Here is a 16,059-nt window from a genome sequence, read left to right on the forward strand (position 1 = left end):
TTGTCCGTGGCCGTACATGACCACAGGAGGTGATGAGGTTTCCATGCGTCCATACGAAATCATGGTCATTCTTGACCCAACCCTCGACGAGCGGACTGTAGCCCCGTCGTTGGAGACGTTCCTGAACGTCATCCGCAAGGATGGTGGCTCGGTGGACAAAGTCGACATCTGGGGCCGCCGCAGGCTGGCCTACGAGATCGCCAAGCACGCCGAGGGCATCTACGCCATCGTCGACGTGAAGGCCGAGCCCGCCACGGTGTCCGAACTGGACCGCCAGCTGAACCTGAACGAGTCCGTCCTGCGGACCAAGGTGATGCGGACCGACAAGCACTAAGTCGCCAAACGACGTGCTCGTCGTGGTCGGGCCGTAGGCTCGCCTCCGACCGATCTTCATCGAGCACGCCACCGGCACTGACCTTGCGCGAAGAGCCGACAAACACATCCTCAGGAGGAAACCGTGGCTGGTGACACCATCCTCACCGTCGTCGGAAACCTGACCGCCGACCCCGAACTGCGCTTCACCCCGTCGGGTGCGGCCGTCGCGAACTTCACTGTCGCGTCGACGCCTCGTACGTTCGACCGTCAGACCAGTGAATGGAAGGACGGCGAGGCGCTGTTCCTCCGGTGCAACATCTGGCGGGAGGCGGCGGAGAACGTCGCCGAGAGCCTGACCCGCGGCTCGCGGGTGATCGTCACCGGACGGCTCAAGCAGCGTTCCTTCGAAACCCGCGAGGGTGAGAAGCGGACCGTCGTCGAACTCGAAGTCGACGAAATCGGCCCGTCGCTGAAGTACGCCACGGCGAAGGTCAACAAGGCCAGCCGCGGCGGCGGTGGCGGCGGAGGCGGCTTCGGTAGCGGCGGCGGAGGCGGCGGCTCACGTCCCTCCGAGCCGCCCAAGGACGACCCGTGGGGCAGCGCCCCGGCATCGGGTTCGTTCAACGGCGCCGACGACGAACCGCCCTTCTGATTCGAACTAGGCGTCTCGAACGACACTGACGCCGACCTAGCGATACCAAGAAAGAGAAAGACATGGCCAAGACCACGACCAAGCGTCGTCCGGCGCCTGAGAAGCCGGTCAAGACCCGCAAGTGCGTGTTCTGCTCGAAGAAGGGCAAGACGCAGAACATCGATTACAAGGACACCGCACTGCTGCGCACGTACATCAGCGAGCGCGGCAAGATCCGCGCCCGTCGCGTGACCGGCAACTGCGTGCAGCACCAGCGCGACATCGCGATCGCAGTGAAGAACGCCCGTGAGGTCGCCTTGCTGCCGTTCAGCGCGGCGACGCGGTAGATCGGGAGACGACGATGAAACTCATCCTTACTGCCGAGGTCGACCACCTGGGTTCGGCCGGCGACACCGTCGAGGTGAAGGACGGCTACGGCCGCAACTTCCTGCTGCCTCGTGGCCTGGCCATCGCGGCGTCGCGTGGCGCCGAGCGTCAGGCGACCGAGATCCGTCGGGCCCGCGAGGTCAAGTCGGTTCGCGACCGTGAGCACGCCAACGAGCTGAAGAACGCCATCGAGTCGCTGGGCGAGGTCAACCTGGCCGTCCGTTCGGCGGGCGACAGCGGCAAGCTCTTCGGTTCGGTCACCCCGTCCGAGGTCGTCTCCGCCATCAAGAAGGCCGGCGGCCCGAACCTCGACAAGCGCACCGTGCAGCTGCCCAAGGCGCACATCAAGTCGGTCGGCTCGCACCCCGTTACGGTGCGGCTGACCTCCGAGGTGAGCGCTGCGCTCACGCTGAACGTCGTCGCCGAGTAATAACGACAGCGTCAATACGCCCGGGTGGAGACTTGATCAGTCTTCACCCGGGCGTTGCTGCGTCTGGGGCGAACATTCGCCGTCGGATTTCAGTACAGCGAAGCAACGAACTGTTAACCTCGTCGGCCCGAATACGAAACGCAACACGCCCGGCATGTCAACCCAGGGCGACACGCCGGGGCAATTCGCATCCACAGTGTTTCTACGTCCGCCTACACTCTTGATCAGCGGGAATGCCGGAAACGCGCGAAGTTGCGCACAGGTTATCCCCAACCCCTCAACATGGTCGTCCTCGCCTATCCCCACACCATCCACAGCTTCGCTAACAGGACAACCTTGCGGGCGCTCCAGCAACGTCTAACGTAAGCCGCCGGTACGTCAGATGCGGGCCGCGAGCCCGAGTTGTCGGCGGGCTGACCTATGGTCGCGGGGAGCGACGTCGAACACAGGTTCGACAACTGAGTCGGGGAGGTAGACGCTTAGTGGCTGTCGTCGATGACCGGGGTCGTTCGGACTTGCGTTCCGATTCGCAGGCACCACCGCCCAGCGAGGACTACGGGCGTCAGCCCCCGCAGGACATGGCCGCCGAGCAGTCCGTCCTGGGCGGCATGCTGTTGTCGAAGGACGCGATCGCCGACGTGCTGGAGAAGCTCCGGCCCAACGACTTCTACAAGCCGGCGCATCAGAGCGTCTACGACGCGATCCTCGATCTCTACGGCAGGGGAGAGCCGGCCGACGCCGTGATGGTCGCCGCCGAACTGGAGCGCCGCGGACTGCTCAAGCGCGTCGGTGGACATCCCTACCTGCACACGCTGATCTCGACGGTGCCGACGGCGGCCAACGCCGGGTACTACGCGGGCATCGTCGCGGAGAAGGCGCTGCTGCGCCGGCTCGTGGAGGCCGGTACGCGGGTCGTGCAGTACGGGTACGCCGGGTCGGAGGGCGCCGACGTCGCCGAGGTCGTCGACCGGGCGCAGGCCGAGCTCTACAACGTCACCGACGGCCGCACGTCGGAGGACTTCGTCCCGCTCGAGCAGCTGCTGCAGCCGACGATGGACGAGATCGACGCGATCGCCTCGCAGGGCGGCATCGCTCGTGGTGTCCCGACCGGCTTCGTCGAACTCGACGAGTGCACCAACGGGTTGCACCCGGGGCAGATGATCGTGATCGCGGCCCGCCCCGGTATGGGCAAGGCGCTCGCGTTGGACACTCCGCTGCCGACGCCGACCGGTTGGACCACGATGGGCGAGGTTCGGGTCGGCGATGACGTCGTCGGCGTGGACGGAGTGGCGACGCGCGTCGTCGCGGCGACCGAGGTGATGGTCGGCCGACCCTGCTACGAGGTCGAGTTCTCCGACGGCACGATGATCGTCGCGGACGAAGAGCACCAGTGGCCCACCGAGGCCGGCATCCGCACCACGGCGGAGCTGCGCAGCGGTGCCGACCGCATGATCCCGACGGCCGTGCATGCTCAGTCGGGTGGCGGCCGCACGGCGCTGCTGGCGCCGCCGCTGTACGTCGCGTGGGTGCGCCGGGTCGACAGCGTGCCGGTGCGGTGCATCCAGGTCGACAACGAGTCGCACCTCTACCTCGCGGGCGACGGCATGGTGCCGACCCACAACTCGACGCTGGGTCTGGACTTCCTGCGGTCGTGCTCGATCAAGAACCGGTTGTCGAGCGTCGTGTTCTCCCTCGAGATGAGCAAGACCGAGATCGTCATGCGTCTGCTGTCGGCCGAGGCGAAGATCAAGCTGGCCGACATGCGGTCGGGCCGGATGAGCGACGACGACTGGACGCGGCTGGCTCGCCGGATGAGCGAGATCAGCGAGGCGCCGCTCTACATCGACGACTCCCCGAACCTCACGATGATGGAGATCCGCGCGAAAGCCCGTCGCCTGCACCAGAAGGCGGACCTGCGGCTGATCGTCATCGACTACCTGCAGCTGATGACGTCGGGCAAGAAGGTCGAGTCGCGCCAGCAGGAAGTCTCCGAATTCTCGCGTCAGCTCAAGCTATTGGCCAAGGAGCTGCACGTCCCGGTGATCGCGATGAGCCAGCTGAACCGTGGTCCCGAGCAGCGCACCGACAAGAAGCCGATGCTGTCGGACCTCCGTGAGTCGGGCGCCATCGAGCAGGACGCCGACATGGTGATCCTGCTGCACCGGCCCGACGCCTTCGAACGCGACGACCCCCGTGGCGGCGAGGCGGATCTCATTCTCGCGAAACACCGCAATGGCCCCACCAAGACGATCACCGTGGCGCATCAGCTGCACCTGTCGCGGTTTACGAACATGGCGCACTAGGGGTTTGGGGCTGTGGCTTCTCAAGTTCGATGTCCACCTGGTGCCCAATTGGACATGAAAGTGAGAATGTGCAGCCCTGGGGGACGTTCCGAGCGTGGGCGCAGCCGGTTCTAAAACCTGGTTGATGCCGCGGTGGGTGTGCGCGGATGCTGTGGTGGTGGGGTTAGTCGAGCAATGGCCGTCGCTGCGCGATCAGGTGGTCGTGGCGGAGCGGTTGTTCGGCCCGTCTGGGCCGCGCATGGTTGGCGAATGGGTCGCCGAACAGGCCGGCTTCATCGATGACGGCGACTTCGCCAAGACCTTCTCCGATCACGTCCACCTGCCTGGTATCGCATCCATGGACTTCGCGCACCGACACATCCGTACGCCGCGCGGCGATCTGCTCGGTGGGATCAGATTTTACTCGCGCAACATCGCACGCCCGTTCGTCGATGTCCTGGCACACAGCTTCGACGACATCAACTCCCTGACCGCATGCGTACGAGCCGAATGGTCGCCGTTCAACGTCCGCTACCTGCGTGTGCAGACTCAACCCCACCGGCTGGCCGATCGGCCGGACGTGTTGCTCGACAAGAGCATTCACGCCGCCCGATGTCGCGACATGGCACCGTGCGATGGCCGCGTCACACTGCAACGGTTCGATACCCCCGAAGTCGCCCTCGACGTGGTCGCCGACCGCTTTGCCCAGCTCGCCGCGGCAGACCCTGCATTGTCGAACAATCTGTCCCCGGCCGCACCCGACGATCTGCGGTACTGGCATGCGCACCAACAACTCTGGGCCATCACCCGCGGCATAGACACGATCGGGGTCTTCGCAGTGGCGCCCGGCGCACTCGGCTGGATCACCGGCCAGGAGATCAACGAGGAGGTCATTAGCGTGGCCCACGCGGGACAGCGTTACGCCACCTCAGCGCAGTGCATGTGGGCGCACCGGTGGGCTACCGACACCACCGACCTGCTCATCGGAACCATCGACCGCCACAACCACGCCTCACGCGCTACCGCGCTGCGAGCCGGGCGACCCCGCGTACTCGACAACGTTTTCATCAGACTCGACTGACAAGCCCATGGCATGGGTGACCTGGTAGCCGGCGACGTCGTGCTCGAAAACCGGTCCTAGGGGCACCGAATCGCCGACAACGGGTGCACGGCAACGGTTTTGGGGTTCGCTGTTGCTGGGCGAGGGGGCCGCCCACAGCGACGGATTCTCGCTCTTCCCGCCGTCATACCGCCGAGGTCGCGAACATACGACGAGTCGGTGGCCAGTCGGAGGTATTTCAGGCTATCGACTTGCACCAGGGTGGGCGCAAGGTAGCGATCAAGATCGTCCCCGCCGAGTCAAACGACATCTATCGAATCTACTTCGAACGGGGAACCGGGCGCTACGCGGCCAGGTGGTGGTCTCAAACGTCGCCACCAACTACAACTTCCGGCTCGATAGCAAGTGACCCCAGCGGGAAGGGCTTGAACCAGGTCCGCCCCGGCGACGCCAGTCCCGAGGTGAATCGGACCTGGCGGCCATCCTCGCGGGTCGTGGTGAACGCTGCCGAAGGGCGACAGGCTGGCATACCAAGCCTCACCCCTGCGCAACCACCACCGGAATCCTGGTACACCCAATCTCAGCGATGCCCCGAGACATCGCGCATCGCTTACGAACTCACTGTCGCTCTATCGGGGTCCTAAGCTGCACGCTGGATAACCTCGGTGTCAGCGAACTGCTCAAAACTGTCGATGAGATTGTCGCGGACATGCCAGACGTGGGCGGCTCGCGCCTCAAAGTTCCTCTGCGTCACGCGATAAGTCCCCCGATAAGTGCCAAACCCAACGATGAACTCGCCACCATCGATCAAGACGTCGAGGGTGTATCGGAACACCGCCCAATCTCGCTCTAGAACATCAAAGAGGTTCGCCTTGATCTCTGCCCTGTTATGAGATACTCCCGGCGCCGGAAATCCGGCACTCTCAACCCAAATGAGGTCGGGCGACAAATTACGATAGAACTCCTCTTCGTCGCCGCGGTCGTAAGCGTCATAGAGCTTCCTCACTACGAGGTACCCATCCGATTGGCTCACTCTTATCCTCCATCAACAAGAGACGTGATCCGACTATCGGCTCACCACTGCTGCCAGCCATGAATGCAACCGAGGTACACCAGGTCTTGTTCCTAGTGGGTTGCGAGGGCCGGGGCTGACTGTTCGCGGGGTGTCAGGTGCCATGAGTGGCGGCCTCGTACTTGGTAGCGCAACCGAAACACGGGTTAGGCGTGGGGCGGTGGAAAAATACCGCGAGAGGACATGTTTCGGAAGCCCACGACCATACCCGAGCTGGCAGAGTTGCGACGTCACGGTGACGACAGGGGCCCAGCGCGCTGGTTGCTATCGCATACCGGCTTGACGCGCGTCTCCGCATCATTTTCGGAGTGGTCACGATAGTGAGAACTCAGGAGTGGACATCGAGTGAGAATTACTGACGGCGCTGGTCCGAGTGATACACCCCAGCAGGGTGCGCCTATGCGTCACCCAAACTCGGCCGGTAGTCCGCCACGTCGGCCTCAGCAGCGAGCAACGCACCCAGTTTGCCCTCCTGCTGGGCGACGAACACGCCGATGACCTGCCGGCAGACCTCCGGCACGCTGACCCCGCGCAGAGTCGCAATACGGCTCAACCCGACCAGCATTGACGTCGACACGTGAAATTGCACGGCGAATTGACCGCAAGAACCATCCTCGGGTGGGTGGCCCGGACCAACGACCACCGGTTGATCTGACCCGAATTGGTCAACATCAGCACGGCGAGCCCTCTCAAGGGCCCCACCACTAGCGCCGCCAGCGACGCCCTCGTCCGGGTCGCGGAATTCCGCATGGCTGAACAAACCCATTGCGCCCACGCTAGACCTTGCAGAATGCCGAAGTTGCCAAGTCCGCGGGTGCGATCGTCACCGGGGCCGCCTCGGGTATCGGCATCGCGCCCGCGTTGTCGTCTGCCGGTGTGCGGCCGTCACCCTCGCGGTGCGCAACACAGCCGCCGGGGAGAAGGTCGGCGCCGACATCGGCGGAGCCACAACGTCAGATCGCTTCTCGTTGCCGACAGACGCCATGTATTCGCAGCGCCCATGGGCGGTCACGTGGCTACCGCAGGTATTCACTACCGAATGGATGGGCGACGGCCCCTGTCGTCGCTAAGCGCCGAAGCCTTCACCGTGTCCACCTCGGCTGAGCGCGGGTTGCGCGAAGCGGGGTTGAGCGGTGAGTGTGGACGCACAGAAAATCTCGCGATTTGTCCGGACGGAGCCACGTGAAGGTAACAGTGCTGGGAGTGCCGAGCAGCGCCGGCGCCTACTGCGTCGGAGTGGAGCGAGCGCCTGCGGCACTGCGGGATGCGGGGCTGGTCGAGGCATTGAGTGCGGCGGGCGCCGATGTGGTCGACGCGGGCGATCTGACGACGCGTCTGTGGCGGCCTGACCGCGAGAGTCCGTTCGCGCAGAACCTGGGTGACGAGGTGCAAGCGATGATGGAACTCTCTGCTACTGCGGCCGAACTCATGGCGGAAGGTGAGCGGCTGCTCGTGCTCGGGGGCAGCTGCATGGTCGCCGTCGGTTTGTGTGCGGCGGTGAAGCAGAGCGGTGAGCGCCCGCGTCTGGTCTACGTCGACCGGCATTTGGACCTGAACACCCCGCACTCCACCACGGAGGGGTCGCTTAGCTGGATGGGAATGGCGCACGCGCTCGCCCTCGAAGGTGCCGCACCCGAATTGGCGGGTGCGCCCGGCAGTGCGCCGCTGCTGCAACCGTCGGATCTCGTCTATCTCGGCGTGGACCCGACGCGGGAGACCACCGCTTGGGAGCGCGAGCAGGCCACTGAACTCGGCATCGCGATCATCGACCAGGCAGCACTGTGCGATGACCCCCGTGGAGCCGCACAGCGAGCGCGCAACACACTCGCGGCCGGCCCGTTCGTCGTGCACCTCGACGTCGACGTGCTCGACTTTCTCGACGCGCCAATCGCCGAAAACGTCAACGGGCGCAACAGCGGGCCCACGATTGCCGTCCTCGAGCGCGCCCTCATCGAACTCCTGAAGGACCGTCAATGCCGGGGCATGTCCCTCGGACAACTCGACCCGGCGCATGCCTCCTCAGACCCCACTGCGATGACGAGGCTTGTCTCCGCGCTCGTCTCGGCGCTGACCACTGAATCGCTCTAGCGGCACTCGCCGAACGCGACGCTACGACGGTCTTAGCAGCACGCGCCCGATACGCCCGCCGGAGTGAGACAAAAATACGAGCCGTCCATATCCTCTAGAAACGCATTTGGTGAGGGGCACCCGAGTGATCGATCGATCGTCCTAACTGCCAGACCGTCACTGGACAGTCAGGCCGAGGGGGAACGTGACGCCGGTGAGTTCCTCGGAGACGGTCCATAGTCGCTGTTGGACCGCGTAGTCGTGAGAGTCGGGGCTGGAGGCGACTAGCTTGGGGAACCCCCGGACCTCCCCGAACCCACTGGGGCCGTAGTACTGCCCGCCGAGCACAGCGGAATCCGTGGCTGCGCGCAGGGTGGGCAGGGCGCCCATCTCCGGGTCTTGAGTGATGAGCGGCGCGACCCAGGTGAGGGGGAGGCGCAACGCTGCGGGCGAGTTGCGGGTGAGTTCGGTATTGGACACCCCGGGGTGGGCGGCGACGGCGATGGTGGTGCCGTGCTGTGCAAGTCGGCGCTGCAGCTCGTAGGTGAACATCAGGTTGGCCAGTTTGGATTGGCCGTAGGCGCCGGCGCGGCTGTATGAGCGCTGCCACTGCAGGTCGTCGAAGTGGATCGCGGCCTGGATGCGGTGCCCGGTGCTACTGACGGTAACGACGCGGGAGCCAGGCACGGGCAACAGTTGGTCCAGCAGCAGGCCGGTCAGGGCGAAGTGGCCGAGGTGGTTGGTGCCGAATTGCAGCTCGAAGCCATCGGCGGTGGTCTGTCGTGGCGTGTACATCACGCCGGCGTTGTTGATCAGCAGGTCGATGCGGGGGTGGGCGGCGCGTAGGTCGGCCGCTGCGGACCGGATCGAGTCCAAGGACGTCAGGTCGAGCGCCTGAACGGTGACGTCGCCGGCGATGCGGGCAGCGGCCTGCTTCCCCTTGTCGACGTCTCGGACGGCCAGGACCACCGTCGCACCGCGGGCGGCGAGTATCCGCGCGGTTTCGAACCCCAGGCCGGTGTTGGCGCCGGTCACGACCGCCACCCGCCCGTGCTGGTCGGGGATGTGCTGCTCGGTCCAAGTGGTGCTACTCATGACGTTCTCCTCGTTTAGGAACTGCCGGTCTGTTATGGAACTCACGCTATGAGACCGGAGGTTCGTTGTCAAGGGACCGGCGGTCTCTTTGGGCTAGGATGCGTACATGACGTTTCAGCGGGCGCGCAACGAGGAGCAGCGGGAGATCCGCCGCCGGGCGATCCTGGACACCGCGACGGCGATGCTCGACGAGATGCCCATGGCCGAGGTGAGCCTCAATGAACTCAGTCGGCGGGTGGGCTTGGCAAAGTCGAATGTGCTGCGGTACTTCGAGTCACGCGAGGCGGTGCTGCTCGAACTGCTCGATGCCTTCCTCGAGCGCTGGCTCGCCGAACTGGCAGACGAACTGGCCGCGGGCGTCGAGGCGCAGGCGGCGCCGGACGTGCGAGCAGATCAGCTGGCTCGAATACTGAGCCGGTCGTTGGCGGAGCGGGTTGTGCTGTGCGACCTGTTGGGCGGGCAGGGAGGCGTTCTCGAGCACAATGTCTCGACGGACGTGATCAAGCAGCACAAGCGCGCCTCCCTCGCGCGACTTGAAACCATGGCCGGCCTCGTGCGGCGCCACCTGCCGGAGATCGGCGACGGCGCACAGCTGTTTTGCTTGATGAGCCTGGTCTCCGCAGGTGCCCTCTCGACGTACGTCCCACCACCGCCCAGCCTCGTCGCTGCCTGCGCCGACGAACCCGCCCTCGCCGTGTTCCAGATGGATCTGTGCGACGCCCTGCAATACTCGTTCACCGCAGGGCTTTTGGGCGTCCTGCCACGCAGATGAATACACGCGCGATTGGCCACCCTATCCGTGGCTGTTGAGTCATGCCCCAATCCGCCAGGCGCCCGCAACAACACGAGGCTGACCGAGTTCTCTCCAGCGGAGCGGATCTGACGCATCACGGGCCGGCCCGCAGGCGCATCGGCGGTGACCCCTAACGAGCGGGGCTGACGCCGCGTTCGAAGGTTCTGATGATCAGTGGGGCAACGGTGTGCCGCGGCAGAGCACCGGCTATCGCTCGTTCACAGCCGCGCAGGATCAACGCATAGAGCGCGTGCCAGATCCAGGTCGGGTCGAGATCAGAGTCGAACACGCCTTCGTGTTGTCCCCGTGTGATCAAGTTGATCACCACCTCGTCGTTCGGGGACTGAACCGGCGGGATGTCGCGGAGCACCGCCGGGTCGCCGAAGATGAAGACCAGCCGGTCGGCGATGGAGACGCCGGCGGTGATGAAGCGCCGCATCGCGTCGAGGGCGGGTCCGTCTTCGGTGGCGGCTTCGTTCACCGCTTCCGTGAGCACGCGGATCGAGTCCAGCGTCGCCTCGTGGATCAGCGTCTCGCGGTCGGCGAAGTAGCGGTGCAGCGTGGTGCGGCCGACCCCGGCGGCGGCGGCGATCTCCGGCATGGTGGCCGTCCGGTTCGCCGCCAGAGCAGACGCCGTGGCAGCGAGGATCGCGGCCCGGGTGCGCGCTTGCACCCCCGAGAGGTTGTTGGTCGAGACAGACACAACGCGATCTTAATCCCCCGGAATAGAACGTGACTGTTCTGCTATTGAACGTGTACGTTCATATGGTGGCACGCCGACTTACGTCGGGTCCGTCAACGAACTATCCGGCCGGCGAACTCGATCGGATTGTCGAGCCCTCGCAGCGACGAGCGAAGGCGTTGTCTCTAGGAGGAATTGGTCATGAACAACACATGGGACTGCATCGTCGTTGGTGGCGGAGCGGCTGGCTTGAGCGCGGGTCTGGTGCTGGGCCGGGCACGGCGGCGCACGCTGCTGGTGGACGGGGGTCAGCAGAGCAACCGGGCCGCCCACGGCATCGGCGGGTTGTTGGGTCACGATGGCCGAGCGCCGGGCGAGCTTTACGAGGTCGGGCGCCAGGAGCTTTCCGCCTACCCGTCGGTCGAGCTGCGCACCGGCGAGGTGGTGGCGGGTCGGCGTGCCGGCGCCGTGTTCGAGCTCGAACTTCGTGGTGGTCGGAGCGAACGCACGCGCACGGTGTTGCTCGCGACGGGCGTTGAGTACCGACCGCCAGGACTGCCTGGGCTGGCGGAGTTGTGGGGCCGGTCGGTGTTTCACTGCCCGTTCTGCCACGGCTGGGAAGTTCGTGATCGACCCTTGGCGGTGTTGGTCAACGGCAAACGGGCGGTACATCCGTCACTACTCCTCAAAGGATGGAGCGACGACGTGGTCCTCTTGACGGGAGGGCCCGCAGATCTCGATGACGACACCCGATTCCGCTTGGCCGCAGCACACGTACCCATCGACGAGCGTCCCATCGCCGAACTCGCCTCATCCAACGGCGAATTGGAAGCCGTCGTGTTCGCCGACGGGACTCGGTTGCCACGCGGCGGGCTGCTCGTAGCAACGACACTGCATCAACGTTCGCAGCTGGCGGAGCAGCTCGGGGTCGGAATCGGAGAGCCGGGGCCGGCGGCGGCGGGTCCCATCGCCGTCGATGCGCTCGGCCGGACCACAGTTCCTGGCATCTTCGCCGCCGGCGACGACACCATTGCTCAGATGTCGCAGGTGGCCTCTGCGATCGCATCAGGGTCGCTTGCGGCGACCTCGGTCGTGCAGAGTCTGTTGGCCGAGGACGTTGGCCTGCCGGTACCGGAATGGACAGTGCCATCCGCAGCGGGGAGCTAGTCGTCGGTTCGAGCGCGCTGTTTCACCACCGTATCGACAGAAACGAGAACGCGGCTGTTGTGCGCGCCGAATATCAGCGGTCGAAGCCGATCGACTCAGCCACTGCGCGCTGATCCTCCAAGGCAGCCAAGCGGCCAGTCAGTGCCGTGTGTACGGCGTCGTAGGAATCACCGCCGAGGGTCAGACGCAGCGGCGGGTCGGTCTGACGGGTGGTTTGAAAAACCGCGGCGGCGATCTTATCCGGGTCGCCGCTCAGAGCGTTCGCGTCGGCGTCCCGAAGCTGGCGTCTGACCTGATCCACCGCAGTGCCGCGATAAACGCCCAATTCCGAGGCGAATGTCAGATTGTCCTTGAAACCCGTTCGCGTACCGCCAGGTTCGACCAACGTCAGATGGATGTCGAATCCGGACACCTCCTGACTGACGCTCTCGGTGAACCCCTCGAGACCCCACTTCGCGGCGTGGTAGGAGCTGTGGGTGGGAATGGCGACCTGACCCCCCATGCTGGAGATCTGGATGATCCGGCCGCCACCTTGCTCGCGCATCGGCGCCAGGAGGGCGCGCGTGATGAGCAGCGGCGCCATCAGCATGACGTCCAGTTGCCCTCGGATCTGCTCCACGCTCATCTCTTCCGCCGCGCCGACTACGGCGAAGCCGGCGTTGTTGACCGCCACGTCGACCGGGTCCGCGTCGATCAGCCGGTGGATCACCGCATCGACGTCGTCGAGCCGGGTGAGGTCGAGAACCTCCTCGCTGAGGCGACCGCCGTACTCCTCGATCAGGTCGCTCAGCGCGCCGGCTCGGCGCACGGTCGCGGTGACCCGATCTCCCTGTCGTAACACGTGTTCGACGAGACGGCGACCCAGACCACCTGACCCTCCGGTGACAAGCCAGTGACGCACGGCCTTGTCGGCGATTCCCGGCATCAGTACTCCTCGAGTGTATTTCGTCCAAGGTTGGACGTGGCGAATTCGGCTATGAGGGAACTCATCTCGTTGACTCCCCGGAGCGGTCGACGTTGCTGGCACATCGAGTTTGCATCATTGCGGTCGGGGTGCCGTGGTCGCGACGATGACGCTGTTGATGACGATCGCGGTCATCGTGCGTGTCACTGCCTCACCGGCCGCCGCTGCGCCGAAGTTGCCGCGCCCGAGTTCCTCCGCGCGGGCGATGACAGCGGAGTTCCAGGGAATCTCCGGATGGAATTGCGGCAGTGCGCCGCTTCCCCAGAGCAGGGCGGCAAGTGCGGCGACACGCGGTGTGGGCGCGGCATCTTCGACGAGCACCGCGCGGACATCCTTCATGAGGTCGGCGCGTCGCTTGGTTCCGCCGTCGATCAGGGCTGTGATCGTGAACAGGCCCAGTGCCTTGCGCTTCTCCTCTCGGACATCGCCGCGAGCGATCAGACGCTCCAATACGGGCCGCCGCAGCGTCGGACCGATCGCGGCAAGCGTGGCCTGAACTGCGCGCGGTCTTTCGGACACGTACTCCCAGGCCGAGTGGAACAGTTCGTTCGACGGCCGGTTCCGTTCTCTCGCAACCACGGTCACGGTGCCATTGCGTTCCGTCGTGGCCTCGACGTGCTCGCCGAGTGCCATCTCGGCGAGCACCGCTGCGCCGAGTACGTAGTACAGGGTGGTCTCCCCGGCGATGGTTCCCGACTCCGGTTGGAATAGTAGGAGAAGTAGGTCCTCGGCCAAGGTGGGCGGTTTCGATCGTGCTGGCGAGTGGGTGGTGTCGGTCACCTGTCCGGCGCTCCTTTCGGGTGTCAGAACTGGCTGACGCCACCGTCGACGTAGACCTCTGAGCCCGTCATGTAGGAACTCCCATCGGAGGCGAGGAAGGTGATGACATTGCCGATCTCCTCTGGGCGCGCACGGCGCTTCATGGGCACGGTGGAGGTCAACTCGGCCAACGCGTCGTCGGCCTCGGTGAAGAGGTCGGCTAGGCCCGGTGTCTCGGTGAGACCCGGAGCGACGACGTTGACTCGGATCTTGCGGTTGACCAGTTCTGCGGCCCAGCTGCGGGCGAGCGACCGGATCGCGGCCTTGGACGCGGCATAGACGCTCGCCCCGGGAGCCGCCTTGACGTCGCCGTTGGAGCCGCACAGGATGATCGACGCGCCCTCGCTCAGCAGTGGAAGGGCGGCCTGTACGGCGAAGATCACCCCGCCGACGTTTGTGTCGAAGATCTTCCTGTGGTGCTCCCACGTGAGCGTGCCCAACGTCGCGAACTCGTTGATTCCCGCATTGGCGAAGACGATGTCGAGCCGGCGTCCCGTGGCCTCGATGGTGGCTGCGACGCGGTCGAGATCGGCCTGCTCGGTCACGTCGGCGCGAATGGCCTCGGCCTGAGCTGGGCCGATGCCGGAAACGGCGTCGTCGAGGGCGTCTTGGCGACGACCGACCAGGAAGACGTAGGCCCCTTGCTGCGCGAGCGCCCGTGCTGCGGCGAGGCCGATCCCGGATGTGGCTCCGGTGACGAGTGCGGTCTTTCCGGTCAAGTCCGACATGAAGTCCTCCAGTTTTGTACCAATCGGTTGCAGGTCGACCATATCAGTTTTGTACCGTTTGGTAGGAAGGCCTGAGATGCGGGGATAAGATGTTCGGCATGGGCGCAGAACAACGGCACGCGGGAGGCCGGCCGCGTTCGTTCGACGAGGGGCAGGCGCTCGACGAAGCCCTCGACGTCTTCTGGCGTCTCGGTTACGAGGGCGCGTCTCTGGCCGAACTCACCCAGGCGATGGGCATCAACAAGCCGAGTATGTATGCCGTGTTCGGCAGTAAAGAACAGCTCTTCGTCCGTGCCCTGGGGCGTTACAGCCAGCGCTATCACGACCATCTGCGTCAGGTGCTATCGAAACCCCGCGCCTACGACATCCTCGAGTCCTATTTGCGCGACACCGCCAAGGCCGTGCGTGCCGGGAATGCGCTGGGGTGTCTCTCCATTCAAGGCGGCATATCCTGCGGGCCGAACAACGCGCGCATACCGCAGCTGCTCGCCGAGTATCGCCACGGGATCGAAGTAGCCATCGCCAAAGCCCTTGCGGGAGCTGATGATGCGCCACACAACGACACCGAGGCGCTGGCGGGATTCGCGGTAACGATCGGAAAAGGGCTCGCGGTCGACGCCGCAGCAGGGGTAGAGCAGGCCAGGCTCGACGCCGCCGTCGACGTGGCTCTTGCCGGCCTGGCGATGTTGCTGGGCTCGAGTCTGCGAACCGACGACGCCGACGGCCGCTCACGCGAACGAACTGCGACCACGTTGTGACACTGAAGATCCGTCTAGTCGTGGGTACGACGAGAAGCTTCGGTGCTCAACCGATCTCAGGTGGCGCGGCCGTCGTCGCGAAGCAGGGCGACGTCGGAGACCAGTCGGATGTGCTCGGCCATGGCTCGTCCGGCCGCGGTGGCGTCTTGCCGGCGCACGGCTTCTGCGATTCGTCGGTGACCCTCCAACGAGGCGCGTGGCCGTTCCGACTGCGACAGTGACTCGATCCGCGTCTCGCGCACCAGTTCCGAGATCTCACCCATCAAGCGCGCGAGCAGGGGTGAGTGGGCAGCAGCGGTGATCGCCTGATGGAAGTGTTCGTCGCCGGACACCCCGCGCTCACCTTCGGTGATCTCCATCTCCATGATCGCCAGGGCGTCGTCGATGGCGGCCATCTCCTCGTCACTGCGGCGGTCGGCCGCCAGTTCGGCCAACTTCACCTCGAGCGCTTCGCGTGCCTCGATCACCTCGGGCAGCCGATCGGCGTGTTCGCGCAGGGCCCGGATCGCCGAGTCGCCGACCGGGCGCCGGACGAGCACCGCGCCGTCGCCGTGTCGCACAGCCAGGATGCCCTGCACCTCTAGGGCGACCAGGGCTTGGCTGAGCGACGCGCGGCTCACGCCCAACTGAGCGGCCAACTCGCGCTCGGGCGGTAGTCGCTCGCCGGCCTTCATGTCACGGGTCGCCATGTGCTCGCAGAGTTGTTCGACGATGACTTCGTAGAGCCTGGGACGGGTCACGGGGCGAATTTGCTCAGCCACTGTGTCACTCACTCTCTGTTCCTCTATGCCACACACTAGCTTGGTCAC

The 16,059-nt window shown here is 65.3% G+C and carries 18 protein-coding genes; 10 read left to right on the plus strand and 8 right to left on the minus strand.

All coding sequences use genetic code 11. From position 1 onward, the window contains the following. The first annotated feature begins 43 nt into the window (after nt 1-43). From rpsF to G6N61_RS18910, 6 genes are all read left to right on the plus strand, one after another. Nucleotides 44-334, plus strand: coding sequence for a 30S ribosomal protein S6 (gene rpsF / locus G6N61_RS18885; protein ID WP_003931678.1), 291 nt, complete (start codon nt 44-46; stop codon nt 332-334). A 123-nt stretch (nt 335-457) separates the two neighbouring features. Further along, a complete protein-coding gene (locus G6N61_RS18890; RefSeq protein WP_163919896.1) occupies nt 458-967 on the plus strand; it encodes a single-stranded DNA-binding protein in 510 nt (169 codons plus the stop codon). 62 nt (nt 968-1,029) lie between these two features. After that, nucleotides 1,030-1,293, plus strand: a complete 264-nt coding sequence (gene rpsR, locus G6N61_RS18895) for a 30S ribosomal protein S18 (protein ID WP_163919897.1) — start codon at nt 1,030-1,032, stop codon at nt 1,291-1,293. 14 nt (nt 1,294-1,307) lie between these two features. Beyond that, nucleotides 1,308-1,763, plus strand: a complete 456-nt coding sequence (rplI, locus tag G6N61_RS18900) for a 50S ribosomal protein L9 (protein WP_163919898.1) — start codon at nt 1,308-1,310, stop codon at nt 1,761-1,763. A gap of 482 nt (nt 1,764-2,245) precedes the next feature. After that, nucleotides 2,246-4,066, plus strand: a complete 1,821-nt coding sequence (gene dnaB / locus G6N61_RS18905) for a replicative DNA helicase (protein ID WP_407666254.1) — start codon at nt 2,246-2,248, stop codon at nt 4,064-4,066. Nucleotides 4,067-4,223: 157 nt separating this feature from the next. Beyond that, nucleotides 4,224-5,126, plus strand: coding sequence for a hypothetical protein (locus G6N61_RS18910; protein ID WP_163919899.1), 903 nt, complete (start codon nt 4,224-4,226; stop codon nt 5,124-5,126). Between the two features lie 619 nt (nt 5,127-5,745). Here G6N61_RS18910 and G6N61_RS18915 read toward each other — a convergent pair. After that, complete coding sequence (locus tag G6N61_RS18915) at nt 5,746-6,138, minus strand: nuclear transport factor 2 family protein (protein ID WP_163919900.1); 393 nt, start codon at nt 6,136-6,138, stop codon at nt 5,746-5,748. 436 nt (nt 6,139-6,574) lie between these two features. Beyond that, entirely contained in the window at nt 6,575-6,943 is a 369-nt protein-coding gene (locus G6N61_RS18920; RefSeq protein ID WP_235887179.1) for a hypothetical protein, read from the minus strand. A gap of 416 nt (nt 6,944-7,359) precedes the next feature. Between G6N61_RS18920 and G6N61_RS18925 the strand changes: the two genes are divergently transcribed. Beyond that, nucleotides 7,360-8,265: an arginase family protein gene (locus G6N61_RS18925; protein ID WP_163919902.1), complete on the plus strand. Its 906-nt coding sequence runs from the start codon at nt 7,360-7,362 to the stop codon at nt 8,263-8,265. 156 nt (nt 8,266-8,421) lie between these two features. Here G6N61_RS18925 and G6N61_RS18930 read toward each other — a convergent pair whose 3' ends face one another. Next, the gene (locus tag G6N61_RS18930) at nt 8,422-9,339 is read right to left on the minus strand and encodes an SDR family NAD(P)-dependent oxidoreductase (protein ID WP_163919903.1); all 918 of its coding nucleotides are present in this window, start codon (nt 9,337-9,339) and stop codon (nt 8,422-8,424) included. A 106-nt stretch (nt 9,340-9,445) separates the two neighbouring features. On the opposite strand from G6N61_RS18930, the gene G6N61_RS18935 reads away from it, so the two are divergent. Next, nucleotides 9,446-10,111 (plus strand): TetR/AcrR family transcriptional regulator, encoded by a 666-nt coding sequence (locus tag G6N61_RS18935; protein WP_163919904.1) that lies wholly within the window; start codon nt 9,446-9,448, stop codon nt 10,109-10,111. A gap of 151 nt (nt 10,112-10,262) precedes the next feature. Here G6N61_RS18935 and G6N61_RS18940 read toward each other — a convergent pair whose 3' ends face one another. Beyond that, on the minus strand, nt 10,263-10,835 hold the full coding sequence (locus tag G6N61_RS18940; protein ID WP_179973489.1) for a TetR/AcrR family transcriptional regulator: 573 nt from the start codon (nt 10,833-10,835) through the stop codon (nt 10,263-10,265). A 180-nt stretch (nt 10,836-11,015) separates the two neighbouring features. On the opposite strand from G6N61_RS18940, the gene G6N61_RS18945 reads away from it, so the two are divergent. After that, nucleotides 11,016-11,981, plus strand: coding sequence for an NAD(P)/FAD-dependent oxidoreductase (locus tag G6N61_RS18945; RefSeq protein ID WP_163919905.1), 966 nt, complete (start codon nt 11,016-11,018; stop codon nt 11,979-11,981). A 73-nt stretch (nt 11,982-12,054) separates the two neighbouring features. On the opposite strand, the gene G6N61_RS18950 is transcribed toward G6N61_RS18945, so the two are convergent. From G6N61_RS18950 to G6N61_RS18960, 3 genes are read right to left on the minus strand one after another with little or no spacing between them, the layout of a single operon-like run. Then, entirely contained in the window at nt 12,055-13,008 is a 954-nt protein-coding gene (locus G6N61_RS18950; RefSeq protein ID WP_235887180.1) for an SDR family oxidoreductase, read from the minus strand. A 12-nt stretch (nt 13,009-13,020) separates the two neighbouring features. After that, a complete protein-coding gene (locus G6N61_RS18955; RefSeq protein WP_198339302.1) occupies nt 13,021-13,725 on the minus strand; it encodes a GOLPH3/VPS74 family protein in 705 nt (234 codons plus the stop codon). Between the two features lie 23 nt (nt 13,726-13,748). Beyond that, nucleotides 13,749-14,492 (minus strand): SDR family NAD(P)-dependent oxidoreductase, encoded by a 744-nt coding sequence (locus G6N61_RS18960; RefSeq protein ID WP_163919906.1) that lies wholly within the window; start codon nt 14,490-14,492, stop codon nt 13,749-13,751. Nucleotides 14,493-14,590: 98 nt separating this feature from the next. Between G6N61_RS18960 and G6N61_RS18965 the strand changes: the two genes are divergently transcribed. Further along, the gene (locus G6N61_RS18965) at nt 14,591-15,250 is read left to right on the plus strand and encodes a TetR/AcrR family transcriptional regulator (protein ID WP_163919907.1); all 660 of its coding nucleotides are present in this window, start codon (nt 14,591-14,593) and stop codon (nt 15,248-15,250) included. Nucleotides 15,251-15,306: 56 nt separating this feature from the next. Here G6N61_RS18965 and G6N61_RS18970 read toward each other — a convergent pair whose 3' ends face one another. Further along, entirely contained in the window at nt 15,307-16,011 is a 705-nt protein-coding gene (locus G6N61_RS18970; protein WP_163924934.1) for a FadR/GntR family transcriptional regulator, read from the minus strand. Between the last annotated feature and the right edge of the window lie 48 nt (nt 16,012-16,059).

It is taken from the genome of Mycolicibacterium arabiense (assembly GCF_010731815.2).
In the GTDB taxonomy this organism is placed as follows: Bacteria; Actinomycetota; Actinomycetes; order Mycobacteriales; family Mycobacteriaceae; genus Mycobacterium; species Mycobacterium arabiense.